Source organism: Pseudomonas fluorescens NCIMB 11764 (assembly GCF_000293885.2).
In the GTDB taxonomy this organism is placed as follows: Bacteria; Pseudomonadota; Gammaproteobacteria; order Pseudomonadales; family Pseudomonadaceae; genus Aquipseudomonas; species Aquipseudomonas fluorescens_B.
Genome location: NZ_CP010945.1, coordinates 3,857,214 through 3,884,007, shown reverse-complemented (window position 1 = coordinate 3,884,007; position 26,794 = coordinate 3,857,214). Strand labels below are relative to the sequence as shown.

26 protein-coding genes and 1 pseudogene are annotated in these 26,794 nt (G+C 60.2%); 16 read left to right on the top strand and 11 right to left on the bottom strand.

The features are described from left to right. The first annotated feature begins 123 nt into the window (after window positions 1-123). Window positions 124-966 (top strand): NAD-dependent protein deacetylase, encoded by an 843-nt coding sequence (locus B723_RS17915; protein WP_031318725.1) that lies wholly within the window; start codon window positions 124-126, stop codon window positions 964-966. Between the two features lie 118 nt (window positions 967-1,084). Here B723_RS17915 and B723_RS17910 read toward each other — a convergent pair whose 3' ends face one another. Next, a complete protein-coding gene (locus tag B723_RS17910; RefSeq protein ID WP_017338018.1) occupies window positions 1,085-1,987 on the bottom strand; it encodes a LysR family transcriptional regulator in 903 nt (300 codons plus the stop codon). Between the two features lie 235 nt (window positions 1,988-2,222). Here B723_RS17910 and B723_RS17905 point away from each other — a divergent pair, with 235 nt between their 5' ends. Genes B723_RS17905 through B723_RS17895 form a run of 3 tightly spaced genes read left to right on the top strand, consistent with a single transcriptional unit; the run spans window position 2,223 to window position 4,816 of the window. Next, entirely contained in the window at window positions 2,223-2,921 is a 699-nt protein-coding gene (locus B723_RS17905) for a CoA transferase subunit A (protein ID WP_017338017.1), read from the top strand. 36 nt (window positions 2,922-2,957) lie between these two features. Continuing rightward, window positions 2,958-3,623, top strand: a complete 666-nt coding sequence (locus B723_RS17900) for a CoA transferase subunit B (RefSeq protein WP_017338016.1) — start codon at window positions 2,958-2,960, stop codon at window positions 3,621-3,623. 11 nt (window positions 3,624-3,634) lie between these two features. Then, window positions 3,635-4,816 (top strand): acetyl-CoA C-acetyltransferase, encoded by a 1,182-nt coding sequence (locus tag B723_RS17895; RefSeq protein WP_017338015.1) that lies wholly within the window; start codon window positions 3,635-3,637, stop codon window positions 4,814-4,816. Between the two features lie 264 nt (window positions 4,817-5,080). On the opposite strand, the gene B723_RS17890 is transcribed toward B723_RS17895, so the two are convergent. After that, window positions 5,081-6,400 (bottom strand): Nramp family divalent metal transporter, encoded by a 1,320-nt coding sequence (locus tag B723_RS17890; protein WP_017338014.1) that lies wholly within the window; start codon window positions 6,398-6,400, stop codon window positions 5,081-5,083. 188 nt (window positions 6,401-6,588) lie between these two features. Here B723_RS17890 and B723_RS17885 point away from each other — a divergent pair, with 188 nt between their 5' ends. The 3 genes from B723_RS17885 to B723_RS17875 all read left to right on the top strand — a co-directional run bounded on the left by B723_RS17885 (window position 6,589) and on the right by B723_RS17875 (window position 8,875). Then, window positions 6,589-7,380, top strand: a complete 792-nt coding sequence (locus tag B723_RS17885) for a hypothetical protein (protein WP_017338013.1) — start codon at window positions 6,589-6,591, stop codon at window positions 7,378-7,380. Between the two features lie 84 nt (window positions 7,381-7,464). Next, window positions 7,465-8,139, top strand: coding sequence for a glutathione S-transferase family protein (locus B723_RS17880; protein WP_017338012.1), 675 nt, complete (start codon window positions 7,465-7,467; stop codon window positions 8,137-8,139). 166 nt (window positions 8,140-8,305) lie between these two features. Beyond that, window positions 8,306-8,875, top strand: a complete 570-nt coding sequence (locus B723_RS17875; RefSeq protein WP_017338011.1) for a hypothetical protein — start codon at window positions 8,306-8,308, stop codon at window positions 8,873-8,875. 3 nt (window positions 8,876-8,878) lie between these two features. Here B723_RS17875 and B723_RS17870 read toward each other — a convergent pair whose 3' ends face one another. The 3 genes from B723_RS17870 to B723_RS17860 all read right to left on the bottom strand — a co-directional run bounded on the left by B723_RS17870 (window position 8,879) and on the right by B723_RS17860 (window position 11,870). Continuing rightward, on the bottom strand, window positions 8,879-9,595 hold the full coding sequence (locus B723_RS17870; RefSeq protein WP_017338010.1) for an alpha/beta hydrolase: 717 nt from the start codon (window positions 9,593-9,595) through the stop codon (window positions 8,879-8,881). Window positions 9,596-9,774: 179 nt separating this feature from the next. After that, window positions 9,775-10,887 (bottom strand): succinylglutamate desuccinylase/aspartoacylase family protein, encoded by a 1,113-nt coding sequence (locus tag B723_RS17865; RefSeq protein WP_017338009.1) that lies wholly within the window; start codon window positions 10,885-10,887, stop codon window positions 9,775-9,777. 203 nt (window positions 10,888-11,090) lie between these two features. Further along, window positions 11,091-11,870, bottom strand: coding sequence for an ABC transporter substrate-binding protein (locus B723_RS17860; protein ID WP_017338008.1), 780 nt, complete (start codon window positions 11,868-11,870; stop codon window positions 11,091-11,093). A 174-nt stretch (window positions 11,871-12,044) separates the two neighbouring features. Here B723_RS17860 and B723_RS17855 point away from each other — a divergent pair, with 174 nt between their 5' ends. Beyond that, window positions 12,045-12,686, top strand: coding sequence for a type 1 glutamine amidotransferase (locus B723_RS17855; protein ID WP_031318722.1), 642 nt, complete (start codon window positions 12,045-12,047; stop codon window positions 12,684-12,686). Window positions 12,687-12,912: 226 nt separating this feature from the next. On the opposite strand, the gene B723_RS17850 is transcribed toward B723_RS17855, so the two are convergent. Next, entirely contained in the window at window positions 12,913-13,347 is a 435-nt protein-coding gene (locus tag B723_RS17850; protein WP_017338006.1) for a rhodanese-like domain-containing protein, read from the bottom strand. Window positions 13,348-13,448: 101 nt separating this feature from the next. Between B723_RS17850 and ftrA the strand changes: the two genes are divergently transcribed. Further along, window positions 13,449-14,423 carry a transcriptional regulator FtrA gene (gene ftrA / locus B723_RS17845; protein ID WP_017338005.1) on the top strand — a complete coding sequence of 325 codons (975 nt, stop codon included), beginning with the start codon at window positions 13,449-13,451 and terminating at the stop codon, window positions 14,421-14,423. 20 nt (window positions 14,424-14,443) lie between these two features. On the opposite strand, the gene cobF is transcribed toward ftrA, so the two are convergent. Both cobF and B723_RS17835 read right to left on the bottom strand, forming a co-directional pair. Further along, window positions 14,444-15,199, bottom strand: coding sequence for a precorrin-6A synthase (deacetylating) (gene cobF / locus B723_RS17840; protein ID WP_017338004.1), 756 nt, complete (start codon window positions 15,197-15,199; stop codon window positions 14,444-14,446). Beyond that, a complete protein-coding gene (locus tag B723_RS17835) occupies window positions 15,199-15,771 on the bottom strand; it encodes a histidine phosphatase family protein (protein WP_017338003.1) in 573 nt (190 codons plus the stop codon). Before B723_RS17835 ends, cobF begins: the two co-directional genes overlap by 1 nt. Window positions 15,772-16,310: 539 nt before the next feature. Between B723_RS17835 and B723_RS17830 the strand changes: the two genes are divergently transcribed. The 3 genes from B723_RS17830 (at window position 16,311) to B723_RS17820 (ending at window position 19,441) form a co-directional block, all read left to right on the top strand. Next, window positions 16,311-17,327, top strand: a complete 1,017-nt coding sequence (locus B723_RS17830; RefSeq protein WP_017338002.1) for an arginine N-succinyltransferase — start codon at window positions 16,311-16,313, stop codon at window positions 17,325-17,327. 55 nt (window positions 17,328-17,382) lie between these two features. Then, window positions 17,383-18,417 (top strand): arginine N-succinyltransferase, encoded by a 1,035-nt coding sequence (gene astA / locus B723_RS17825; RefSeq protein ID WP_017338001.1) that lies wholly within the window; start codon window positions 17,383-17,385, stop codon window positions 18,415-18,417. A gap of 154 nt (window positions 18,418-18,571) precedes the next feature. Continuing rightward, window positions 18,572-19,441, top strand: coding sequence for an isocitrate lyase/PEP mutase family protein (locus B723_RS17820; RefSeq protein ID WP_017338000.1), 870 nt, complete (start codon window positions 18,572-18,574; stop codon window positions 19,439-19,441). Between the two features lie 204 nt (window positions 19,442-19,645). On the opposite strand, the pseudogene B723_RS34135 reads toward B723_RS17820, so the two are convergent. Beyond that, window positions 19,646-19,795 (bottom strand): annotated as a pseudogene (locus B723_RS34135) (glutamate carboxypeptidase); the annotation flags it as partial. 46 nt (window positions 19,796-19,841) lie between these two features. After that, window positions 19,842-20,915, bottom strand: coding sequence for a diguanylate cyclase (locus tag B723_RS17815; RefSeq protein WP_017337999.1), 1,074 nt, complete (start codon window positions 20,913-20,915; stop codon window positions 19,842-19,844). A 193-nt stretch (window positions 20,916-21,108) separates the two neighbouring features. On the opposite strand from B723_RS17815, the gene B723_RS17810 reads away from it, so the two are divergent. The 3 genes from B723_RS17810 (at window position 21,109) to hglS (ending at window position 25,033) form a co-directional block, all read left to right on the top strand. Further along, window positions 21,109-22,563, top strand: coding sequence for a flavin-containing monooxygenase (locus B723_RS17810; protein ID WP_017337998.1), 1,455 nt, complete (start codon window positions 21,109-21,111; stop codon window positions 22,561-22,563). Between the two features lie 22 nt (window positions 22,564-22,585). Beyond that, the gene (locus B723_RS17805; RefSeq protein WP_017337997.1) at window positions 22,586-23,527 is read left to right on the top strand and encodes an alpha/beta fold hydrolase; all 942 of its coding nucleotides are present in this window, start codon (window positions 22,586-22,588) and stop codon (window positions 23,525-23,527) included. A 126-nt stretch (window positions 23,528-23,653) separates the two neighbouring features. Further along, window positions 23,654-25,033: a 2-oxoadipate dioxygenase/decarboxylase HglS gene (gene hglS / locus B723_RS17800; protein ID WP_017337996.1), complete on the top strand. Its 1,380-nt coding sequence runs from the start codon at window positions 23,654-23,656 to the stop codon at window positions 25,031-25,033. Window positions 25,034-25,129: 96 nt separating this feature from the next. On the opposite strand, the gene B723_RS17795 is transcribed toward hglS, so the two are convergent. Further along, window positions 25,130-25,807 carry a type 1 glutamine amidotransferase domain-containing protein gene (locus tag B723_RS17795; protein WP_017337995.1) on the bottom strand — a complete coding sequence of 226 codons (678 nt, stop codon included), beginning with the start codon at window positions 25,805-25,807 and terminating at the stop codon, window positions 25,130-25,132. Window positions 25,808-26,217: 410 nt separating this feature from the next. On the opposite strand from B723_RS17795, the gene B723_RS17790 reads away from it, so the two are divergent. Beyond that, window positions 26,218-26,733 carry an Hcp family type VI secretion system effector gene (locus B723_RS17790; RefSeq protein ID WP_007919523.1) on the top strand — a complete coding sequence of 172 codons (516 nt, stop codon included), beginning with the start codon at window positions 26,218-26,220 and terminating at the stop codon, window positions 26,731-26,733. Window positions 26,734-26,794: the final 61 nt, after the last annotated feature.

Below are 26,794 nucleotides of genomic sequence, written 5' to 3'. Positions count from 1 at the left end.
CCGATTACTGTAGGAGCTGCCGAAGGCTGCGATCTTTGGATTTTATTGGTCGATGCTGAAATCGCTGAAGATCAAAAGATCGCAGCCTTCGGCAGCGCCTACAGGCCCATCGGAGTGTTGAACATGCTCGACAGCCGTACCCGCGAACAACTCGACCGGCTCCAGCAGCTCATGGCCGACCAACCGTTTGTGGTCCTGACCGGTGCCGGCATCAGCACCCCGTCGGGCATTCCGGACTACCGCGACAATCAGGGCATACGGCGTGGCCGGCAGCCGATGATGTATCAGGAATTTCTCTCCGCCCCGGAATCCCGGCGCCGCTATTGGGCGCGGGCGATGCTCGGCTGGCCGCGGGTGCGCCTGGCACAACCGAATGTGGCGCACGAGGCGTTGGCCAGTCTGCAAAGCACTCGGCGGATCGGCGGATTGATTACCCAGAATGTTGACACCTTGCACGATCAGGCCGGCAGTCACGAGGTGATTGAACTGCATGGCAGCCTGCACCGGGTGTTGTGTCTGGATTGCGGGCAACGCAGCGAACGCGACTCGATCCAGCAGTTGATGGAAGCGCAGAACCCTTACCTGGCCGGTGTCGACGCGGTACAGGCGCCGGATGGCGATACCTTGCTCGACTCGGCGTTCGAGGCGCGCTTCCAGGTGCCGCAATGCCCGCATTGCGCCGGTGAACGGATGAAACCGGATGTGGTGTTTTTTGGCGAGAACGTGGCGCAACAGACGGCAGCCAAAGCGATGGCGGCGGTCGAGAAAGCCGCGGGCCTGCTGGTGGTCGGGTCGTCGTTGATGGCGTATTCGGCGTTTCGTTTGTGCCGGGCAGTGGCGGATCAGGGCAAGCCGTTGCTGGCAATCAACCTGGGGAAGACACGGGCGGACGATCTCCTGGACCTGAAGATTGAAGCCTCCTGCGAACAGCTGTTGCCGCTGCTGGCTCAACGCCTCTCCACCTGACGCCACTACCCCCTGTGGGAGCCAGCCTGCTGGCGATTGGGTCAGCACATCCAGCATTCACGGTCACTGACACACCGCTATCGCCAGCAGGCTGGCTCCCACATCAGGTGGACGGTGATCAGTCCATGGAAACCCGTTGGCCCAGGTTTTCCTCCTTCAAAATATCGAACAACGCCTGCGCCGCCGCCGACAATTCAATCCCCGGTTTGGTCAGCACACCAATCGCCCTTTCCACGATCGGGTCGCGCAACGTGATGCACCGCGCGCCCAACTCGCGCATCTGTCCGGCACACAACGCCGGCACCGCACTCACCCCAAGCCCGCTGGCAACCATTCTTCCGACCGTCGCCAACTGATGGCTTTCGAACTCCACCGGCAACTTCATCCCTCGCGCCTGCAAGTGCTCTTCCAGCATCACCCGTACCGTGGACGGTCGCTGCAAGGTAATGAACGGTTGTTCAAGCAACGTCTGCCAGTCGATATCGTCCCGTTCAGCAAACGCGGAATCAAACGGCACCACCGCAACGAAACGGTCGATGTACAGCGGCGTGAACGCCAGCGACGAACTCTGCGTCGGCTCAAATGCCACACCCAGCTCGACCTGCCGATCACGCACCATCTCCAGCACCTGTTCGTTGATCACGTCATTCACCGTGACGTTGACCTTCGGATAGCGCGCACGAAACGTCTTGAGGATGGGCGGCAACAGGTTGCCGGCAAACGACGGCATCGCCGCCAGCGTCACCCGTCCGCGTTGCAGGGTAAAACGCTGGCGCAGCTCATCTTCGGCGTTGTCCCAGTCGGCGATCAATCGACGGGCCAACGGCACCAGCGACTCACCTTCAGCGGTCAGCGCCACATTGCGCGTGTTACGCGTAAACAGCCGTCCGCCCAGGCCCTCCTCCAGCGCCTTGATGGTCAGGCTCAGGGCCGATTGCGACAGGTGCAACCGCTCGCAGGCCACGGCAAAGCTCAGGCTCTGGGCCACGGCCAGAAAGGCGCGGATCTGCTTAACGGTCATCTGCGGTATCTCCGAGGTATTGTAGGAGCGGCCGAAGGCTGCGATCTTTTGATTTTTACTGGGCGATGCTGAAATCGCTGAAGATCAAAAGATCGCAGCCTCCGGCAGCTCCTACGGATTGGTGAGTTTTATCTATCAATCAACCTTAAAAATCAACTTAACAAATAAATCATCGAGCGAGACACTTCATCCCATACGGCTAGCCAGCCGCCCACAAAGAATAAAAGAGGTGCATATGGCAGGTTTCGACAAGCGCGTGAGTTCCTACGAGGAAGCTCTGGCAGGTCTTGAAGACGGCATGACCGTGATCGCGGGTGGCTTTGGCCTCTGCGGCATTCCGGAAAACCTGATCGCCGAGATCAAGCGCAAAGGCACCCGTGACCTCACCGTGGTCTCCAACAACTGCGGCGTCGACGGTTTCGGTCTCGGTGTCCTGCTGGAAGACCGGCAGATCCGCAAAGTAGTGGCCTCCTACGTCGGTGAGAACAAACTGTTCGAAGACCAATTGCTCAAAGGCGAAATCGAAGTCGTCCTGACCCCCCAAGGCACCCTCGCCGAAAAAATGCGCGCGGGCGGCGCCGGCATCCCGGCCTTCTTCACCGCCACCGGTGTCGGCACACCTGTTGCCGAAGGCAAGGAAGTGCGCGAGTTCCATGGTCGCAAGTACCTGATGGAAGAATCCATCACCGGTGACTTCGCCATCGTCAAAGGCTGGAAAGCCGACCATTTCGGCAACGTCATCTATCGCCACACCGCCCAGAACTTTAACCCGCTGGCGGCCACCGCCGGCAAGATCACCGTGGTCGAAGTCGAAGAAATCGTCGAACCCGGCGAGCTGGAACCGTCGCAGATCCACACCCCTGGCATCTACGTCGACCGGGTCATTTGCGGCACGTTCGAGAAGCGCATCGAACAGCGCACCGTGCGTAAGTGATCCCCTGCCCCCGGACCGAATGAAGGAATAACAACAATGGCACTTTCCCGCGAACAAATGGCTCAACGCGTCGCCCGCGAAATGCAGGACGGCTTCTACGTGAACCTGGGCATCGGCATTCCGACCCTGGTCGCCAACTACATTCCTGAAGGCATGGAAGTCATGCTGCAGTCGGAGAACGGCCTGCTCGGCATGGGTCCCTTCCCCACTGAAGAAACCATCGACGCCGACATGATCAACGCCGGCAAACAAACCGTGACCGCGCGGATCGGTGCGTCGATCTTTTCCTCGGCCGAGTCCTTCGCGATGATCCGCGGTGGTCATGTCGACCTGACCGTGCTGGGCGCCTTTGAAGTCGACGTGCAAGGCAACATCGCCTCGTGGATGATCCCTGGCAAGCTGGTCAAGGGCATGGGCGGCGCCATGGACCTGGTGGCCGGCGCAGACAACATCATCGTTATCATGACCCATGCGTCCAAGGACGGTGAGTCCAAGCTCTTGTCCCAATGCAGCCTGCCGCTGACCGGCGCCGGTTGCATCAAGCGCGTCCTGACCGACCTGGCGTATCTTGAAATCGAAAACGGCGCGTTCATTCTCAAGGAACGGGCGCCGGGTGTAAGCGTCGAGGAAATCGTCGCCAAGACCGCCGGTAAACTGATCGTGCCTGATCACGTTCCGGAAATGCAGTTCGCTGACCAGTGAGGAATCATTCCATGCAAGAAGTCGTCATTGTTGCCGCCACCCGAACCGCCATCGGCAGTTTCCAGGGTTCGCTGGCCAATGTGTCCGCCGTTGACCTCGGCGCCGCGGTGATCCGTCAGTTGCTGGCGCAAACCGGTCTGGACCCTGCTGAAGTCGATGAAGTGATCATGGGCCAGGTGCTGACCGCCGGCGCCGGGCAAAACCCTGCGCGCCAGGCGTCGATCAAGGCCGGCCTGCCGTTCGCTGTACCGGCGATGACCCTGAACAAGGTCTGCGGCTCGGGTCTCAAGGCACTGCACCTGGGCGCCCAGGCGATTCGCTGCGGCGACGCCGAGGTGATCATTGCGGGCGGTCAGGAAAACATGAGCCTGTCCAACTACGTCATGCCCGGGGCGCGCACCGGCCTGCGCATGGGTCACGCGCAAATCGTCGACACCATGATCAGCGACGGCCTGTGGGATGCGTTCAACGATTACCACATGGGCATCACCGCCGAGAACCTGGCAGACAAGTACAACCTGACCCGCGAACAACAGGACGCCTTCGCGGCGGCCTCGCAACAGAAAGCCGTGGCTGCTATCGAAGCCGGGCGTTTTGCCGATGAGATCACGCCGATCCTGATTCCGCAGCGCAAGGGCGACCCACTGTCCTTCGCCACCGACGAGCAGCCACGGGCCGGCACCACCGCCGAATCCCTGGGCAAACTGAAAGCTGCCTTCAAGAAGGACGGTTCGGTGACCGCCGGTAACGCTTCGTCCCTGAACGATGGCGCCGCCGCCGTGATCCTGATGAGCGCGGAAAAAGCCAAGGCCCTGGGTTTGCCGGTGCTGGCAAAAATCGCCGCTTACGCCAACGCGGGCGTGGACCCGGCGATCATGGGCATCGGTCCGGTGTCGGCGACTCGCCGTTGCCTGGACAAGGCCGGCTGGACCATCGACCAGCTTGAGCTGGTTGAAGCCAACGAAGCCTTCGCCGCGCAATCCCTGGCGGTGGCCAAGGACCTGGAATGGGACTTGAACAAGGTCAACGTCAACGGCGGTGCCATTGCGCTGGGCCACCCGATTGGTGCGTCAGGTTGCCGCGTGCTGGTGACCCTGCTGCACGAAATGATCAAGCGTGACGCCAAGAAAGGCCTTGCCACCCTGTGCATCGGTGGCGGTCAGGGCGTGGCGCTGGCACTCGAACGAGCGTAACGCGTTCAACGGACGGCGCGAGGACCCACGAAGATCCGCTGCCGTCCGGCAACACCCCCGGTGTTTCTGCAGGGCTAGCTTTTGTGGCGAGGGGGCTTGCTCCCGCTGGAGTGCGCAGCGCTCCCAAAATCTTCGACAGTTGCCGAGATTTCAGGGCTGCTTCGCAACCCGGCGGGAGCAAGCTCCCTCGCCACAAAGGGCTGGCAGACATCAGATGCACCGGGGTCCTTTTGCCTGAGGAAGACTGCGATGAAGCCCTGACAGTCACGCCAAAAACTGCAGAATCAACCAGCTATTCGCCCCACTGATCACCACAAACAATCCCCACGCCAACACCCGCGTCGGCAGCCGGTTCACAAACGGCCCCATCAATTTCTGGTCGTTGGTCATCCGGATCAGCGGATAAAGCGCAAACGGCAGCTGCAGACTCAACACCACCTGACTCAGCACCAGCAGCTTGCCAATCGCATCGTCCCCCATCAGCCACACGCCGATAAACGCCGGGATCAGCGCCAGCCCTCGTGTAATCAACCGCCGTTGCCAGCAGGGAATCCGCAGGTTCAGGTAACCCTCCATGATCACCTGCCCCGCGATGGTGCCGGTGAACGTCGAACTCTGACCGGACGCCAGCAACGCAACGCCAAACAACACGCTGGCCAACGCCCCGCCCACCAGTGGATCAAGCAGGTGATAGGCGTCCTGGATGTCCACCACGTCGGTGTGCCCGGTCTTGTGGAATGCCGCCGCCGCGAGAATCAGGATCGCGGCATTGACCAGCAACGCCAGTGCCAGGGAGCCGATGGTGTCGATACGCGCCAGCTTCACGGCGTCCTGCTTGCTGGCCAGGTCCTTGCCGATCATCCGGGTCTGTACGATCGAGGTGTGCAGGTACAGGTTATGCGGCATCACCGTGGCCCCGAGAATCCCGATGGCCAGGTACAGCGGCGCAGCATCGCCGATGGCGGACAACGACGGCGTGAATCCCCGTGCGACGTCTGGCCAGTAAGGCTTGATCAACAGCAACTCAACGAAGAAACACACACCGATGGTGCTCACCAGCACCAGCATGATCGCTTCCAGGCGGCGGAAGCCCCGATTCTGCAGGGCCAGCACCAACAGCGTGTCGAACGCCGTGAGGGCGATGCCGAAGGTCAGCGAGCAACCCAGCAACAGATGGAATGCCAACGCACAGCCGAGTACTTCGGCAAGGTCGGTGGCGATGATCGAGATTTCCGCCAGTAACCATTGGGTGCGCGCGGTGCGCGTGCTGTAGCGTTCGCGGGACAACTGCGCCAGGTCCCGCCCGGTGGCAATGCCCAGGCGCGAGCACAAACACTGCACCACCATGCCCGCCAGACTGGCCAGCAGCACCACGAACAACAGGCTGTAGCCAAACCGCGAACCGGCCTCGATGGCGGTGGCCCAGTTACCCGGGTCCATGTAGCCGATGGACACCAGCAAACCCGGACCGGCGAAACGCAGGACACGCTTGAAGAATGACGCGCGAGGGTCAACGGCAACGCTGCCCGCCACTTCCGGCGGGCAAAATGGCGCAGTGGCGACTTTGGGCAAACTGAATTTCACGCACTTATTCCAGAAAACAGACGGGAGGGGCAGCTTAGACGTTTCACTCGAACTGATGTACAGGCAAAACCCGTAGGGAAGGTGATCTTTTGAAACCTGACGCTTTGTATACAAAACATCGATATCCATAGAGCAATCCGCCACCCACAATGCTAACGTTGCCCCTCACACAGGTCGGAGGCGCAAGCGTGCTGCTGCTCAAACTGCTGGTCATTCCCGGGTTTCTCTTGCTGATCTCCCTCGCGGGCAAACGCTGGGGTCCGAGCGTCGCCGGTTGGCTGTCGGGGTTGCCTGTGGTGGTCGGGCCGATTCTGTTTTTCCTCGCCATCGAGCAAGGCGAAGTGTTTGCCGCGCAATCGGCCAGCGCCGCGTTATCCGCGATGTTTGCGATGATCGCCTTCTGCGTCACCTACGCCCAGGTCGCACAACGGACTGGATGGCCATGGGCACTGACCGTTTCGCTGCTGGTCTGGGCGACGGCAGCCGTTGTGCTATCGGTGATCCCGCCGTCCCTGACGTTCTCCGTCATCGCCGCCGCGACTGCGCTGCTGGCGGCGCCGTATCTGTTCCCGACCGTACAGCCCATCGTTTCAGGCTCCGCACCCAAGTCCGATAAATTGTTGCTGCGCATGATCGCTGGCGCCCTGCTCACCCTCGCCGTGACCTTACTGGCGAGCACCGTCGGCGAACGCTGGAGCGGCCTGCTCGCGGTGTTCCCGGTATTGGGCAGCGTGATGGCAGTGTTTTCCCAGCAAACCCGCGGGCCAGCCTTTACTGCGGCCTTGTTGCGAGCCACAGCGACGGGCATGTATTCATTCGCAGCGTTCTGCCTCGTCCTAGCACTGACGTTGCCCGTCATGGGCCTGAGCGGGTTCGGCGTCGGTGTAGCGGTCTCCGTGGCCATGCTCGGCGTCACCAAACGCCTGTTGGCCAAACCCGCGAATACACCGACAACTCGTTCAACTATTTCGAACGAATAGAACGACAACCTGGTACGTCAATCGAACGGGTTTCGCCCACCATCAGCCTCAGTTACTTACCCATCACTGACTGAGGCCTACACCATGAAGTTCTTTTTCCACCCTTCGCCCAACCCGATGAAAGTTGCCCTGCTGCTCGAAGAGCTGCAAACGCCGTACGAATTGATCGGCGTCGACACCTTCAAGGGCGAGCAACATCAGCCAGCGTTCCTGGCGATCAACCCAAACGCCAAGGTGCCAGCCTTGGTCGATGGCGACGCTACCGTCTTCGACTCCCAGGCAATCCTGCTGCACCTCGCGCAAAAACATCAACGCTTCCTGCCGACCTCGATCACCGGGCAAGCCGAACTGCTGTCGTGGCTGATGTTCATCGCCACCGGCCTGTCGCCGTTCTCCGGCCAGGCTGTGCATTTCCTGCATCACGCACCGGAAGACCTGGCTTACGCGAAAAACCGCTATCTCAAGGAAGTCGAACGCCATTACCGCGTGCTCGACCAGCGCCTGGCCGATCATCCCTATCTGGCGGGCGACACCTACAGCATCGCCGACATGGCGCTCTGGGGCTGGGCCGGTTATGCGCCGTACATCCTCGGCGAGAATGGCCTGGCGGCGTACCCGAACGTCAAGCGTCTGTTCGATGAAATCAGCGCCCGCCCGGCAGCGCAGCGTGCCCAGGGTCTTAAAGAGAAACTGGTGTTGAAGGCCGAGTTCGACGAAGAAACCCGCCGCAATCTATTTCCGCAGAATCAGGCGCAGTAAGCCGTTTGCGATACTCGTTCCCGTGGTGAGGGCTCGGCTCTCACCACGGCGACACTGGCTACATTCAAAAGCGGTTTACCCGACCGTCCGTTAGCCCACGCTGGAATGCGTCACGACCTCCATGGGATGATCGCCCCCCACCGCGAGACCACCCTGGAGATTTTGAATGTCACTGTTGAGTAAAAAAGCCGTTGTCCTGCTGCTGGCGGTTGCCAGCCTGGGGGCTTTGAACGCGCAGGCTGCCAAGGTCGTGGCCAAAGAGGCGGCGTCGACGCAGAAAGTCTCGATGCTGGGCAATAAATTCATCTTCACCCTGCCCAAGGGCTTCATTGCCAACCCTCTGCCACCGAGCTCGACCGGCGCGAGTGGCACCATGTACACCAACGAAACCACGAAAACCGTGGTGATCGCTGCTGAAAACACCATCCCCGGTGGCGTCAATGCCAAGGACAACGACGGTGAGTTCCTCGACGCCACGGCGTCCGACTTCGCCACCGAGCAAGCCAAGGCACTGCCGGATTTCACCAAGCTCAGCGAAAAAAGCATCACTCAGAAAGGCACCGGCCTGGGGCTGCGACAGATCGACAGCATCGCCACCCAGGGCGGCGGCAAAACCCTCGATACCACGCTGATGGCTGCCTCGGGCACGCGCATGGCGCTGGTTCAGGTGATTTCCCGCCTCAGCGACAATGCCGGCCACGAAGCGCTGGTCAAACAGATCGTCAGCGGCAAGTAAGGCTCAAGGGTTGAGCCGCTGCAACCAGGCGCTCAAGTCCTGCATCTCGGTGGCACTGATGCTGTGCCCGACACCCGGGTAGGCATGGAACTCGGGTTTGAGTGACAGGCTCTGCAACAGGCTGTCCGCTTCAGTGCCGTCGTTGAAGGGAAGGCGTTTGTCCGCCGTGCCATGCCCGATGAAAATCGCCAGTTTCTGGCGTTTTTCATCCGGTTTGAGCGCGGACTTGAGCACCGGCAGAATCCGCCCGCTCAACGCGGCAATCCCGCCCACCGCCTCGGGATGACGTAGCGCGACCTCGTAGGACATGATCGCGCCCTGACTGAAGCCCACCAGGAAAACCTTGTTCGGTTCTGTGTGATATTTCTTCGCAGCCTGTGAGATGAAATCCAGCAACACCTGGCCGCTGGCCTTCAGATCATCCGTCTCGCCGTTGTAGGCACCTTCGCCTTTCTTGCGAAACCATTGATAACTGCCCTCTTCCATCACCATCGGAGCCCGCACCGACAGGAAGTTGTATTGGGCAGGCAATTCATCCTTGATGCCGAACAGGTCCTGTTCGTTACTGCCGTAGCCGTGGAGAAAAATAACCAGAGGCTGATTGACCGATTCGGGGTTGGCTTGCGCCAGGTACTTGAGCGGCAGATCAGTGTGCAGCGGGGTTTGAGCGTGGACGGCGGCGGACGCCAGGAGTGTCAGCAGAGCGAGAACCTTCAACATAAACCTTCCTTCACAAAGCGCAGGATTCGGGGCAGAGCCTAACATTGTGAAGCCGGTCGAGGGATTTTCGCTGCCCCGCATGGCCTCTTCGCGAGCAAGCCCGCTCCCACAGGGGAAGGCGTTTCAAATGTGGGGGCTTGCTCGCGAAGAGGCTCGATAGAGCACTAAAAAACTTGCGGTCAGTCGTTGATCAACTTCCCGGCCCGAATCGGCTCACGCCCCGCCACCTTCGCCTGCCACGTCCCGGGTTGCGTATAGCGCCCACGATCAATCGCAAACAACACCCCGCTGGTCCCGGCGCGCACCGTAGTAACCCGGTCGTTCAACGGATCAACCACTTCAAACAACGCATCCCCCTGCTCCACCCATTCACCCGCATCGCGCAGGAAACTGACCACGCCATGATGGGGCGCAAACAGATACTCCGTGCCTTCGAACGGCATGCCTTCACAACATTCACTCGGTGCCGCTGGCCAGGTGCCTTTGATGAAACCCTGTTCGGCGAGGAACCCGAGAATAGCCTCGCAATTGGCTTGGGCCTGATCGACGCGGGTATCGCCCATGCTGCCCAGCTCCAGCGTTGTCGCCAGGTTGGCCGGCGGAATCGCCGCCTCGGGAAACGCCCTGGCCAGTCGCAACCACGGCGAGGAGCAGGATTCGTCGAATGAACTGCCGCCAGAATCTTCACACAGCAGCGCCACGCCCGCCTTCAAGCGAGCCGCCAGTGGCTGCCACTGCGGCCAGTGTTGCGGCAGTGCATAAATATGAATGGCCGCTTCGAAATCGCAATGCAGGTCGAGGGTGATGTCGGCGTCGCAGGCGTGGCGCAACAGCAAACGGTGCATGGCTTCCAGTTGCGACTTGGGTGCAGGCAAATCGTCGAGCACCTGGCCCATGGTCTGACGAATCAACGCGATATTGGCGCTTGCATCGGCACCCAACCGGTCGCCGATCAATTCGCCCACTGGCGCGCTCAACTCGACGAACGAGCGGTTGAAATTCTTGCCGCTGCCAAGTTCGAAACGGCCCATGTGGCTGCCTTGCAGGTGCTGGTCCAGACCGATGGGATTGGCCACCGGCACCAGTTCGATCACGCCTTGCAACTGGCCCTGGGTTTCCAGTTCTGCCAGGCGTTTCTTCAGTTCCCAGGCCGTGCGCATCCCTGGCAATTCATCCGCGTGCAAGCTGGCCTGGATGTAAACCTTGCGGGTGCCGGCGCCATAACGAAACACGCTGAGGGAGCGTTCGGTGCCCAGGTGGCTCCAGGGCAGTGGATGGTCGATGCGTTGCATGGGAGAACTCCTGAATATCAAAACAGTGAGGTCCCCTGTGGGAGCGAGCCTGCTCGCGATAGCGGACTGACATTCAACATTTAATGTCGACTGACAGGTCGCTATCGCGAGCAGGCTCGCTCCCACAGGGTTCTCATTTCATAGAAATGACAGCATAAAAAAAGTGGCCACCGCGTCAACGGAGGCCACTTTTTTACAGCGTATTAATGACCGTATACGTCAAAGTCAAAATACTTGTCCTGCACTTGCTTGTACTTGCCGTTAGCGCGGATTTCAGTGATGGCGGCGTTGAATTTGTCCGCCAGCTCTTTATCACCCTTGCGCACCGCAATGCCGGCACCGCCGCCGAAGTACTTGGCGTCTTCATAGGTCGGACCAACAAACGCGAAGCCTTTCCCGGCATCGGTTTTCAGGAAACCGTCGTCGAGGTTGACCGAGTCGGCCAGCATCGCGTCGAGGCGGCCGGAGACCATGTCCAGGTTGGCTTCCTGCTGGGAGCCGTAACGCACCAGGATAATGCCGGCCGGTTGCAGCACTTCAGTGGCGAAGCGGTCGTGGGTACTGGCGCGCAGCACACCGACTTTCTTGCCCTTGAGTTCGGTCAACGGGTCTTTGACGTCGGAGCCTTCCTTCATCACGAAGCGCGCCGGGGTGTGGTAGTACTTGATGGTGAAATCGACGTTTTTCTTACGGTCGTCGGTGATGGTCATGGACGACAGGATCGCGTCGATTTTCTTGACCTTCAGGGCCGGGATCAGGCCGTCGAACTCTTGCTCGACCCAGACACACTTCGCTTTCATCTGCTCGCACAGCGCGTCGCCGATATCGACGTCGAAACCGGTGAGTTTGCCATCAGGGGTCTTCATCGAGAATGGCGGGTAACCGGCTTCGATACCGATGCGGATCGGCTTGGCGTCTTCGGCCACGGCGGTCAGGGACAACATCGACAGTGCCAGGGCACCGAACATCACTAGCTTCTTCATTTATAACTCCTGTGTGCGGAGGCTTTTATTGGCAGCGTTCGATTGGTAGCTTTCGGTCAGAGCTTTTTTATTGGAGAAGACCGAAGTGGCGGGCAGTCTAGAGCGGCTGTCGGCGTGCAAATTGTGCATAGGCGACAAATATTTATAAAAAAGGCGAGCTGAATGAACAATGAAATGCGCGGGCTGAACCTGATCCAGCACCACCCGGCTGAAGGTCCGGGCGCGATTGCCGAGTGGGCCGAGTTGCGGGGGCTGCCGTTGAATGTCTTTCGCGCAGACCTAGGCCAGTTACCACCCGTGAGTGCGCAACCGCTGATTGTGTTGGGCGGGCCTTATGAGTCCAACGCCGGACCGGTGTGGCTGGAGGCCGAACGGCAGTGGCTTGCGGGCTGCCTGGATCGAGGCGCTGCGGTGTTTGCGATATGCCTGGGAGCGCAGTTATTGGCGCTGGGTCTGGGCGGAAATGTGCGGCGGATGGATCGGACCGAAACGGGCTGGACCTCAGTGACGTTTGCCGATGGCCAGGAGCTGAAAGTGCTGGAGTGGCACGAAGATGCGATAGACCTGCCACCCGGCGCGCAGTTGCTGGCCAGCAGCGATCAGTGCGAGCAGCAGATGTATCGGGTAGGCCCTGCGCGGGTGGGGTTGCAGTTTCATCCGGAGTGGAATGCAGAATCGGTGGCGACGCTCAATGCGCACTTTGCCGATGAGTCGCCGTTGCCGCGGGGAGAACCGGACAGCGCCGCCCATGCAGCCGTTCTTGACTGGTTGCAGGCGACGCTGGACAAATGGTGGGCGGCTTCAGGCGCCCGCTGACTCTGTGGCCGATGCCTTTGTGGTAAATGTGGCAAGTGCTTTAGTGGCAGAAGGTTTACGGCAGGTGCTTTTGTGGCGAGGGAGCTTGCTCTCGCTCGGCTGCGAAGCGGCCGCAGTCCTTGCGAATGCGCAGTGACTGTACGAATCGGGTCGCAGTTTCTGGGGCCGCTTCGCGACCCAGCGGGAGCAAGCTCCCTCGCCACATTTGATCAGCGTTGCCTGAAATTCAGCATTCGCAACCGATGACGGTCACCGCAGGCTGTTGCACCTGTGCGCTCAACTCAAATCCTTCATCCAGCCACCCGGTCACCCCGCCGATCATTTCCTTGACCGGGTAACCCAGCGCCGCCAGTTTCACCGCGGCCTTGTTGGCACCGTTGCAGTGTGGCCCGGCGCAATACACCACGAACAGCGTGGATTTACCGTAACCCGCCAATCCTTCGGCGGTCAGCAGTCGCCCCGGCAAATTGATTGCGCCCGGCACATGTCCGCGCTCGAACGCCTGCGGACCGCGCACGTCCACCAGGACAAAATCCACGTCCCCCGCCTGTTGACTGTTGTAGACGTCGGAACAGTCGGTTTCAAAGGTCAGACGGTTGCTGAAATGCATCAGGGCAATGGCCGATGGTGCGGCGGGAACATTGCGGACCAGGCTGGTCATGGGTCGTACTCCAGTGTCTCGGTGGGTGTGAGAAGACTTTATTCCCCAGTCGCCAGCGGCTAAAGTGGCGCACAAGACACTCACCGGGAACTTTCCGCCAAATGCAGCCCACCCCTGGATTGGTCGCGATTCTGGCCTACGATGGCCTCTGCACATTCGAGTTCGGCATCGCCGTGGAGATCTTCGGCCTGGCACGGCCGGAGTTCGATTTCCCCTGGTACGAGCACCGGATCGCCGCCGTCGACCAGGGCCCGATGCGCGCCATGGGCGGGATTCAGGTGCTGGCCGATGGCGGCATGGAACTGCTCCGCGACGCCCGAACCATCATCATTCCCGGCTGGCGTGATCGCAGCGCCCCGGTGCCCGAAACGTTGCTCGCGGCCCTGCGCCAGGCCCATGCGCGCGGGGCGCGGTTGCTGTCGATCTGCTCCGGTGTGTTCGTGCTGGCGGCGACCGGTTTGCTCGACGGTCACGGCGCTACCACGCATTGGCGCTACACCGCGGAACTGGCCGAGCGATTCCCGAACATTCTGGTGGACCCCGACGTACTTTACGTCGACTCGGGGCAACTGATTACCTCAGCGGGCAGCGCTGCCGGTATCGATGCCTGCCTGCACCTGGTGGCGCGGGATTTCGGTACGCAAGTGGCCAATTCGGTGGCGCGGCGACTGGTGATGTCACCGCAACGCACCGGCGGCCAGGCGCAGTTCATTCCGACACCGGTCAGTCCTACGCCGCGCAGCGATCTTTCACGCGTGATGCAGTGGGCTCGTGAGCGCTTGCATGAACCCCTGGAGGTTCGCGACCTGGCCAGCGAAGCGGCCATGAGTGAGCGCACTTTTCTGCGTCGGTTCACAGAAGCGACCGGTATGCCGCCCAAAGCGTGGTTGCAACATGAACGCCTGGCGCGGGCTCGGGAGTTGCTGGAAAGCACGAGCCAGAACACCGACCGGATTGCCGAACATTGCGGCTATCGCTCGGTGGAAAGTTTCCGGGTGGCGTTTCGCAGCGTGGTCGGCGTGCCACCGTCGGTGTATCGGGAGCGGTTTGGACGGGAGGTCAAAACGGGAATGTGAGGCCCGTGCCCCCCCTGATCTCAAGGCTTACGCAAAAGATACGTATCCATAATCCACCCGTTGGCCAACCGCGCGGCCTTGCGCACCCGCTCGATCTCATCCGCCACGTCCTTGAGCTTGCCGCTGATGAGGATTTCATCCGGCGTCCCCAGGTAAGCGCCCCAGTAAATCTCTGTCTCCTGATCCGCCACCTGATGGTAGGAGTCTTCCGCGTCCAGCATCACCACCAGGCTGTCGGCATCACTCACCTGCCCGGCCGCCAACCGCCTGCCGGTAGTGATTTCAATGGATCGACCGATCCGGTTCAGCGGCACCTTGTGCTGCGCCGCCAACGCCTGAACGCTGGTGATGCCGGGGATCACTTCAAACTCGAAGTCACATCGGCCTGACGCCAGAATCGCCTGCAGGATTCTGATGGTGCTGTCATACAACGCCGGATCGCCCCACACGAGGAAACCGCCGCACTGGCCGTCGGACATTTCCTCATTGATCAGCCGCTCGAAGGTCATCTGCTTGGCAAGGTTCAGATCTTCCACACTGGCCTTGTAGTCCACATCACCGCGCTCACGCTCCGGACTATGCGCTTCAACGAAGCGGTAAACGTGTTCGCTGATGTAGCGTTCGCAAATCTCGCGACGCAGGTCGATCAGCTTGTCCTTGCTCTGGCCTTTGTCCATCAGGAAAAACACATCAACCAGGTTCAGCGCCTTCACGGCCTGCATCGTGATGTAGTCGGGATTGCCGGCACCGATGCCGATGACCATCAGTTTTTTCATTAATACCCTCCCTCAACGTCAGCGCTCGACAAACGCAAACGCCAGCAACCATTGAACCGCAACTCGATAGCTGACAGCGGTTCGACGTCGACCCGATTAAACGACGGGCTTTGCAACACCTGGGTCAACGCCGCACGAATGACAAATGGATGGGTGATGGCAACGATGTGGCCCGGCGTAGCTTCCAGTGTCTTGAGCCATGCAGCCACCCGATCACCCAGTTTTGCTACCGACTCGCCACCGTGAGGCGCGGAATGCGGATCATCGAGCCAGGCCTGCAGTGCCTGCGGTTCGGATTTCTGCAGATCATCGATCTGCGCGCCGTTCCAGCGTCCAAAATCGCAATCCCTCAGCGCCTCGACAATCTCCACATCACTGCCGAACAACCCGGCGGTTTGCCGTGCTCGACGTTCCGGTCCGCTGAACAGCCGCGGCGTCCCCTTGAACCGGGAACGAAGGGAGCCTTGTGCCGATTGCCAATCCATCTCAACAGGCTCATCCGTAGGAAAACGCGCCAATTTCTGTGCGACGGTTCGAGCGTGGCACATCAGGGTCAAACGGGTTGCCTGCACGAAAGATCACTCGGTTTAAGGAAAAGAAAACGGCGTCAAGCCACCATTCAGGCGTAATTGTGCCGTAAGAAGTGCGATCGGGGGCGTTTCATTACACCGATCCTCCCTAAAAAACAGCGATCTCCGACATCACTGTCAGCGAGGGCCTACAACGCTGATCGACATCCGTGTAGCCCCCGACCTACGGGCATTTCGCCCCATATTGGGGCTGGACAGGACCGCGCAAAAATTCACTAGACATGGGGCGCGGGATAAATAAATACTGCTGTAACGGATTATAAAATGTAAACAACACCCCCCCATCCAGCAGGAGCCCGGATGCCCTCTCCCAGAGACATGAACCACCGCCTCCGTTGCCAGAACCCGACCGGCCTCTCAATTGCATGGGACGCCGAAACAGTGCTGTCCCGAATAACGACTGATTAGAAAAAGAGCGGCGCTGGCAAGCCATCAAGCGACCGCCGATTAAACGCGTGGAAACCGACAGTGATAGTCAGGTTCGTGCCAATCGCCGAACCCTTTGATACAGGAGTGCATCCATGCTGGTCTTACGCCCAGTGGAGTTAACCGACCTGCCCCAGCTGCAGCGACTGGCGCGCGAAAGCCTGGTCGGCGTCACGTCCTTGCCGGACGATACCGAACGCTTGCATGAGCGGATTCTCGACTCCTGCGCCTCGTTCGCCAAAGACGTCCAGGGTCATGGCCCGGAAAACTACTTCTTCGTGCTGGAGGACCTGACGAACCGACGCCTGGCAGGCTGCTCGGAGATCCTCGCCACGGCCGGTTTCGACGAACCGTTCTACAGCCTGCGCAACCGCCATTTCACCAGCGCCTCGCGAGAACTGAACATCGAGCACGGCGTGCCGGCGCTGTCGTTGTGTCACGACCTCAGCGGCCATACCTTGCTGCGCGGTTTTCACATCGATGCGGCGCTGGTGCGTACGCCGTCCTCCGAACTGCTGTCACGGGGGCGACTGATGTTCATTGCCGCTCATGCGAAGCGCTTTGCCGAAGCGGTCATCACCGAGATCGTCGGCTACAGCGACGATGAAGGAGGGTCGCCATTCTGGGATGCGCTGGGCAAACATTTCTTCGACTTGCCCTACGCCGAGGCCGAGCGCCTTTGCGGGCTGGAAAGCCGGACGTTCCTGGCCGAACTGATGCCGCAATACCCGATCTACGTGCCGATGCTGCCCCAGGCGGCGCAGGACTGCATCGGCCGCATCCACCCCGATGGCCAGGAAGCCTTCGATATCCTTGAACGCGAGGGGTTCGAGACCAACAGCTACATCGACCTGTTCGACGGCGGCCCGACCTTGTACGCGCGTCTCGCCAGCATCCGTTCCATCGCGCAAAGCCAGACCGGCACGGCAACACCGGGCGACGTCATCGATGCTCGCGGCCGCTATCTCGTGAGTAACGATTCGTTGAAGGACTATCGTGCCATCGTCGCCGATCTGGAGTACACCGCCGGACATCCCGTGCCCCTGAGCACCGAGATGTGCACGGCCCTGAACGTGAGCGAAGGCAGCCCGATCCGGTTGATCGCCCTGTGAGCATCATCCGGCCCCATGCCCTGCATTTGCGTCGGCCCGTAGAAGGAGCTGCATCATGATTGTCCGTCCGGTTCACGTCACCGACCTGCCCGCCCTGCTGGCACTGGTACGGCAGGCTGGCCCGGGGTTAACCACCCTGCCCGCCAACGAGGATCGCCTGGCCCACCGGCTGCGCTGGGCACAACGGACCTTCGCCGAACAGGTCGAGCGGGCCGATGCCGACTACCTGTTCGTGCTCGAAGACGATGACCAGCAAGTGGTGGGGGTCAGTGCCCTGACGGGGGCCGTCGGGCTGCGTGAGCCGTGGTACAACTATCGGGTCGGGCTGACAGTCAGTTCATCACCGGACCTGGGCATCCAGCGACAGATTCCAACCCTGTTTCTGAACAATGAAATGACCGGGCAATCGGAAATCTGTTCATTGTTCCTGCGACCCGATCAACGCCAGGGCAGCAATGGCCGATTGCTGTCGTTGGGACGCTTGTTGTTTGCGGCCGAATTCGCCCACCTGTTCGGCGAGAAGCTCATCGCCGAACTGCGAGGCAGCGCCGATGAGCAAGGCTGTTCACCGTTCTGGGACAGCCTGGGCCGGCACTTTTTCAAGATGGACTTCAGCCACGCGGATCACTTGTCGGGACTGGGCAGCAAAGCGTTCATCGCCGAACTGATGCCGCGCCAACCGCTGTACACCTGCCTGCTCACCGAGCAGGCCCAGGCCGTGATCGGCAAGGCCCACCCCAACACCGAGCCGGCGATGAAAATCCTCACGGCCGAAGGTTTCACCCACAAAGGCTATATCGACATCTTCGACGCCGGCCCGGTCATCGAGGCACCGCTGTCGAAAATCCGTACCGTGCGCGACAGCCAGGCGCTGGTGCTGGCCATCGGCACCCCGGACGAACAGGCTCCGGTCTGGCTGATCCACAACCGCCGACTGGAAAACTGCCGCATCACCGCCGCCCCGGCCCGACGGGTGGGCAACAGCCTGATTGTCGACCGACTCACCGCCAAACGCCTGCAATTGCAACCCGGCAACTCCGTACGCGCAGTGCTACTGCTCAATCAACAACAACAGGCTGTGGCTGCCTGAAAAGACGGCCTCCCGCCCAGCAGGATGGGGCCCGATCAGGGCCACCCTGCAAATTCGTCATCATTCTCACCCCTGTTGCGTGATAGCCTTTTGTATCTTCGGCGTTGACACTCTTGTTCAAGCCTTTCCATTCCTTTGTATTGGTGGAACTCATATGTCCAGGCTTTCCCATCAGGATTTGCGCCGTAACTTCCGTGAACTGTTCGCGTCCAACAAGTGCTATCACACGGCATCGGTCTTCGACCCGATGTCGGCACGCATCGCGGCGGACCTGGGTTTTGAAGTGGGAATTCTGGGTGGTTCGGTTGCCTCGCTGCAGGTACTGGGCGCCCCCGATTTCGCCCTGATCACGCTCAGCGAGTTCGCCGAGCAAGCCACCCGTATCGGTCGCGTTGCCCAATTGCCGGTCATCGCCGACGCCGATCACGGCTACGGCAATGCATTGAACGTCATGCGCACCATTGTCGAGCTCGAACGCGCCGGCGTGGCGGCCCTGACCATCGAAGACACGCTGTTGCCCGCGCAATTCGGCCGCAAGTCCACCGACCTGATCGGCGTCGCTGAAGGTGTCGGCAAGATCCGCGCCGCGCTGGAAGCACGGGTTGATACGGAAATGGCAATCGTGGCTCGCACCAATGCCGGGATTCTGCCGGTGCAGGAAGTCATCAGCCGCACCCAGCAGTACCAGAAAGCCGGTGCGGACGGGATTTGCATGGTGGGCGTGCGTGACTTCGATCACCTCGAACAGATTGCCGAACACCTGAGCGTGCCGCTGATGCTGGTCACCTACGGCAACCCGCTGCTGCGCGACGACAATCGCCTGGCCGAACTGGGCGTGCGCGTCACCATCGACGGGCATGGCGCGTACTTCGCGGCGATCAAGGCGACCTACGACAGCCTGCGCGAGCAGCGGCAGATCTTCACCCAGGCGTCGGATCTGAGCGCGACGGAACTGACGCATACCTACACGCAGCCTGAGGAATACATTCGTTGGGCGGAAGAGTTCATGAGCGTTAAAGAGTAAAAGCGTGCATCTGTTCTGACGCCAACGCCCGCCGGCGATGGCGTCAGCATTGACGACTTGTTTCTTGGCCAACTCCATATCATCCGCGATAACAGATAAATCCGCGGCGCCGCGCTCTCAACCTCCGCGTATTCCTCCGGCGTATGAATATTGCCGCCCACAATCCCGAACCCGTCCAGCGCTGGCGTACCCACGCCTCGCCTAGCCGGTGCCCTTCAGCGTCGCGATCACGGGGTTGCGTTTGTCGAGGGGGTGTTCGGCACGAACTCGATGGGTGGCGCCGAGTTCTTTCAGTTCATCGATGGCGATGTCGCGGACCTGGGTCAGGCCCGGTTCATAACCGGAGCCGGAGTCGGCAATCCCGATTCACCAAAGATTCCACAAGTGCACGGTGTAGCGTTCAGATCGAGTCGATCAGTACGTGACGCGGCTTGCCATCCCCGCAACAGATCACGCGATTACGGCCGGTGGTCTTGGCTTCGTAGAGCGCCTGGTCAGCGTCGTTGAGCCACAGCATCGCGTCATTGTGAGCCGGGTTGAAGGCGGCGAGCCCAATGCTGAGGCTGACTTTCAGCGCCGGGTTCTGTTCATAACCGAGGGTGGCGAAGCGATCACGAAGCGCATCCATGGCGGCTGCGGCGTGATCGAGCGCAAGGCCCGGGAGGATGACGCAGAACTCGTCGCCACCGTAGCGACCCGCCACATCGGCCGCCCGCAGATTCTGTTTGAGCATCTTGCTCAGCTGACGCAACACGATGTCCCCGGCGACATGGCCGTAGGTGTCGTTGATGGTTTTGAAATGGTCGATGTCGATCAGTGCAATCGCCCCGCCCTGCGGCTGGCGTTTGCCGCGCTGGAATTCGATTTCCAGCTGATCTTTCCAGGCCCCGTGATTGAGCAGGCCGGTGAGGCTGTCGGTGCGGCTCAGGGTCAGTAATTCACGCTTGTGCCGTCCCAGCGTGGTGGCCTGTCGGAAGCAAATCCAACCCAGCGCCAGCGGATACAGGGTCAACAGCGGCAGGCAGGCATACATCTGCAACGGGCTGGTTTGCGGCACGAAGGCCGGCACAAACACCAGAAATCCGACACCGCCCCCCAACACCTGCGCAACGGCCCCCACCAGCAGGAAGCGAGGGCCGCCGATGGCTACGTTGTTCATCGCCATCATGGCGATGGTGGTTGCGCTAGGCAGCGGATTGAATTGCATGGCGGCAACCCAGAAGCCACCCAGAAAGGCATCGACCAGCAGATTACGATGTTCGGCGTGATAGGGAGCTTTTGCCCGACGCGCCCATTGGTAAGCCACGTGCGGCCAGAAAACACCGTTGAAGAGCATCAGCGCCCAGACCCACGGCGCCGGGTCGAGCGGGTACATCGCGGCGGCCACACACACCAGCCCCGCGGCGAGCCCCAGGGTTCGCGTTGCGTAGAGCCTCTTGGTTAGTGAAAGTCCTTTTCCGCCCGTTTTTTCCATTGGAGCCTCTGCGCCACTGCACGGAACCTGCTGACACCGAGGTTTCAGGTGTGCTGGAAGTCTAACAGGGCAACGTCAAATAGCCATCACCGGCTGGCAGTCTGAATACCGCGGTATTGCCGTGAAGCAGGCGTCGAATGTTTGGCTATACATGAAGAGAGGGTTCAATACACAACGATAAAAAAGGAGACCCATGCAAACTTTTCAAGTGTTGATCATCGGCAGCGGATTTGGCGGACAGTGTGCGGCGATCAATTTGCTCAAGGCCGGCATCGATGATTTTCGACTGCTGGAGCGGCGGGACTTTTTCGGCGGCACCTGGTGCCAGAATACCTACCCCGGTGCGGCCGTCGATGTGCCCTCACCGCTTTATTCGCTGTCCTTCGCCCCTTACCGCTGGACCCAAATGTTCGCTGAACAGGCCGAACTCCATCGCTACACGCAGTACGTGGTGGATGAATTCGGCCTGCGCGACCGTGTGGAACTGGAAGCCAACGTTGAACGCATCGAATGGGACGACGACGCCAGACACTGGGCGGTGCACACCGCGAACAAAGGCACGTTCTACGCCCGGTTCCTGATCAATGCCACGGGGCCGCTGAGTCAACCGGTCATTCCGCATTTCGAGGGCATGGAGCGCTTTCAAGGCAAGACTTTTCACACGAACAACTGGGATCACACCTACGACTATCGGCAAAAACGCGTCGCCATCGTAGGCAGTGGCGCCAGCGCGGCGCAGGTGATTCCGGCCATTGCCCCGGACGTCGAGCATTTGCATGTGTTCCAGCGCACGCCGCACTGGGTGCTGCCACGGGCCGATCGCGCCTTCGGCCCCTTCCAGCGCTGGTTGCTCGGCCTCAAACCGGCCTACAAGGTGCTGCGCTGGATGATTTATTGGCAATTCGAAACCCGGGTGATCGCCTTCAAATACTCGAAACCGGCGATCCGCCTGGTCCAGCAACACACCCTGCGCTTCATCAAACGCCAGGTCCCCGACCCCGAACTCAGACGCAAACTGACACCGGACTACACCATCGGCTGCAAGCGCGTCATTGTTTCGAGCACCTTGTACCCGGCACTCGGTCGGTCCAACGTAACGTTGCACAGCCGCGAACAGGGCATCGCGTCCATGGACGAAACCGGCATCTTTACCCAGGACGGGCAGCACATCGACCTGGACCTGATTGTCTGGTCCACCGGTTACGACGCCACCGACGGGGTGATTTCCTACCCGGTAACAGGTAAAAACGGCAAGCAACTCAGGGATTTCTGGGCCACCTACCCTCGCGCCTACCTCGGTACCAGTCTGCCGGACTTCCCCAACCTCTTTATCGTCACCGGGCCCAACACCGGAATCGGCCACACTTCGGCGCTTTTCATCATCGAATCCCAGATGAACTACATTCTCGATTGCATTCGCACGCTGAAAGAACAGGGTTTGCGCAGCATCGAAGTTCGCCCCGAGGCAGAACGTACCTACACTGAAATGATCCACCGGGAAATGGAACGCACGGTGTGGAAGTCCGGAGGCTGCCACAGTTGGTATCAAAGCAAGAGTGGTCATGTGATTGCCATGTTTCCCGGGTTCAGTTTCAGCTACCACCGAATGACCCGGACGCTGAAACCAGCCGATCACATCTTGTCCTGATCAGAGAGAAGGGAGACGCCTGATGCTTTTGTTGGTTGTCGCAATCGCGGTTTTCGTGGCCTGGAGCTGGTTGAGCTACCCGGCCATCGGTCACTGGCTCTATGACTTGAACATGGCGGCCGAAGCCAGGCTGTATCGGCTGCACAAGATCGTCGTGCCGATTGCCGAAATGACCGTTTCGACCTGGCAGGGCGGACCGTACGAAGCCTCAAGCAGCGTGCTGATGCTGCACGGCTACAGCGCTGACAAGAACATCTGGCTGCGCTTCGCCCGGCATTTCGTCGGCACTTACCGGGTCATCATCCCCGACATCGCCGGGCATGGCGAAACCGGCTTCAAGGCCGGCGGTGGTTACGACATTCCCTTGCAGGCAAAGCGGATGATCCAGTTGCTTGATGTCTGCGGCGTCGAGAAGGTGCATGTGATCGGCAACTCGATGGGCGGCTACATGGCGGCGTGGCTCGCGGCGACTTACCCGGACCGCATCGCCTCGGTTGCCCTGATCGACCCGGCCGGTGTCACCGCGCCCGAAATCAGTGACCTGGAACGCCATCTGGCCAAGGGCCACAACCCGTTCCTGATTAACTCCCGGGAAGAATTCCGGCGCTTCTACGCCATGACCATGGCCGAGCCGCCATGGGTGCCCGGCGTGGTGCTGGACGCCATCGCCCAGCGTTATGAACAGTCTCGGGATGAATTGGAAGAAATCTTCAGGGACTTCCGTGCCAGCCCGCCAATGGAGCCGAAGCTGCCCGACATCAAATGCCCGGCGCTGTTGCTGTGGGGGCGCAAGGACCGCTTGATCGACGTCAGCAGCGTGGCGATCTGGAGCAAAGGCATCGAAGACCTGCGGGTGGAAATCTGGGAAGGTGTCGGCCATATGCCGATGGTCGAGGCACCGGCGGGTACGGCGCGGCTGTATCGTGAGTTTTTGGCATCCCAGCGCACTCAACTCCACGTGTAACACCTGCCAAGCTGGCTATAGCAGTCCTTTGCAGAATGAAGTCCGTAAGATTCTTCGTTTGTCGGCGCCGCTGAAGGCTGCGATCTTTTCCCCCATCCTTCACGTCACCGCGCCTGGAATTTTTTCATGAGCCACCCAAGCTTTGTCAGCCCTGACCTGATCCGCCAACGCTTCTCCAAAGCGATGTCCGACATGTACCGCGAAGAAGTGCCGCTGTACGGCGCGTTGATGGAACTGGTGGAACAGACCAACCGCCATGTGCTGGACAGCGAACCGCAGATCGCCCGGCAGTTGAACAGCACGGGCGAAATCCAGCGTCTGGACCTGGAGCGCCATGGCGCCATTCGCGTCGGCACGGCCGCTGAACTGGCGACTCTCGCCCGACTGTTCGCGGTGATGGGCATGCAGCCCGTTGGCTACTACGACTTGACCCCGGCCGGCGTACCGGTGCACTCCACGGCGTTCCGCGCGGTGCATGAGGCCGCGTTGCAGGTCAGCCCGTTTCGGGTGTTTACCTCGCTGCTGCGTCTGGAGTTGATCGAAGACCCGGAACTGCGTGCCTTTGCCCAATCGGTGCTGGATAAGCGCTCGATCTTCACGCCCACTGCGCTGTCCCTCATCGAACGCGCCGAGTCCGAGGGAGGCCTCACCGAACAAGAGGCGCAGGAGTTCGTTCTGCAGGCGCTGGAAACCTTCCGTTGGCACCACAGCGCCACGGTCACCGCCGAGCAATACCGGAAACTCAGCGCCCAGCATCGCCTGATCGCCGATGTCGTGGCATTCAAGGGCCCGCATATCAACCACCTGACGCCGCGCACCCTGGACATCGACATTGTGCAGGCGCAAATGCCCGCCCACGGCATCACCCCCAAAGCGGTGATCGAAGGCCCGCCCCGCCGTCAGTGTCCGATCCTGCTGCGCCAGACCAGTTTCAAGGCGCTGGACGAACCCGTTGCCTTCACCGATCAAGCCGAAAGTCACGGCAGCCACAGTGCCCGGTTCGGCGAGATCGAGCAGCGCGGTGCCGCGCTCACGCCCAAAGGTCGGGCGCTTTATGACCGTTTGCTCAACGCTGCCCGTGACGAACTCAAGGACTTCCCCAACGAAGCCAACGCCGCACGCTACAACGCGCTGATGACGCAGCACTTCAGCGAATTTCCTGACACCATTGAGGGAATGCGTCAGCAGGAACTGGCGTATTTTCGCTATTTCGTTACGGAAAAAGGCCAAGGGGCGGAAGCGCTTAAGTCTTCGTCGCTGGAAGATCTGCTCAGCGGCGGTTATTTGCGGGTTGAACCACTGGTTTACGAAGATTTCCTGCCCGTCAGCGCAGCGGGGATTTTTCAGTCAAACCTGGGGGATGCGGCGCAGACCCACTATGGCGAGCATTCGAATCGGCAAGCGTTCGAGAAGGCCCTTGGGCGATCGACCATCGACGAGTTGGGGTTGTATGCCGAGACGCAGCGGCGTTCGATCGAAGCGTGTTTTGCAGCGTTGAACAATTGAGTCATTAACAATGCAAAAAAGATCGCAGCCTGCGGCAGCTTCTACAGGGGAATGTGGATTCCTGTAGGAGCTGCCGCAGGCTGCGATCTTTTGATCCTATTTCAACATCGCCAACAACGCTTCCGCCGTGGCCTCGGACGAAGCCGGATTCTGACCGGTCAGCAGCAGACCATCGGTCACCACATAACTCGCCCAGTCATCGCCCTTGGAATAAATCCCGCCCTTCTCCTTGAGCATGTCCTCCACCAGAAACGGCACAACGTTCGTCAGTTGCACCGCCTCCTCCTCGGAGTTGGTGAAACCCGTCACCCGCTTGCCCTTGACCAGCGGCTGACCATCCGCACCCTTGACGTGACGCAACACGCCCGGCGCGTGACAGACCGCCGCCACCGGTTTGCCTGCCTTGTACAGCGCCTCGATCAACGCGATCGAGTTATTGTCTTCGGCCAGATCCCACAACGGGCCATGGCCGCCCGGATAGAAAACCGCATCGTAATCGTCAGCCCTCACACTGCTCAGCAGCGCGGTCGATGCCAATGCCGACTGGGCCGCGGAGTCTTTGCGGAAGCGATCGGTGGCCGCGGTTTGCGCGTCCGGCTCGTCGCTCTTCGGGTCCAACGGGGGCTGCCCGCCCTTGGGCGACACCAGCGTCAGCTGAGCGCCAGCATCCTTGAAAGCGAAATACGGTGCGGCGAACTCCTCCAGCCAGAAGCCGGTTTTCTTACCCGTGTCACCCAATTGATCGTGGGATGTCAGAACCATCAGGATTTTCATGTCGCGCTCCTTGAATTCGGAAAATGTTCAGTCACCTCGGCGCTGGATTTGACCATCAGACTGCGTCGTTCGTTGCACTTTTCACAGAGGCTCTCTGCGTGATGGCCAACCGCCTTGATGCGCAAGAAGTTGCGCAATCGATACGGCGAGACACGTTACTTAAGGGCTGAGCGCCCGACTTTTCAGGCCTTCCGGCCCAGTGCGCAAGAAGTTGCGCAGTGCTGCGCAAGTTCTTGCGCACATTCAGGGGTGAACGTTGCCCGGTAAGCTTTTTCAGTGGCCAATAACATACATAACACACTGATTTATATAACTTTAGTCGTTTATGGCACGGACCTTGATAACAGTCATGCACCCACCGGGCGATATCGCCTCCCGGGCACCTCACTTATTCAGCAAGGAGAGCATCCATGGCAACACCAGCGTACATGTCCGTCACTGGCGAAAAACAAGGCCTGATCACTGCCGGCGCATTCACCGCCGACTCGGTTGGCAACACCTACCAGGAAGGTCACGAAGACCAGGTCATGGTTCAGGCTTTCAGCCACGACGTGATCATCCCGCGTGACCCGCAATCCGGCCAGCCGACCGGTCAGCGCGTACACAAGCCAGTCGTGATCACCAAGGTCTACGACAAGGCCTCGCCACTGCTGCAGGCGGCTCTGACCTCCGGCGAGCGCATGAGCGAAATCGTTATCCAGTGGTTCCGTACTTCGGCTCAAGGTACTCAAGAGCACTACTACACCACCAAACTGGAAGACGCCATCATCGTCGCCATCAACAACAAAATGCACAACTGCCAGGATCCAGGCAACTCGCACTTCACCCACCTGGAAGAAGTGCAGTTCACCTATCGCAAAATCACCTGGACCCACGAAGTATCCGGTACTTCGGGTTCCGATGACTGGCGTGCTCCAGTCGTTTAATTACGGCTGATCGTTGCAAACATCGGCCAGCTCTGCTGGTCGATGTTGTTTACGCCCCTCC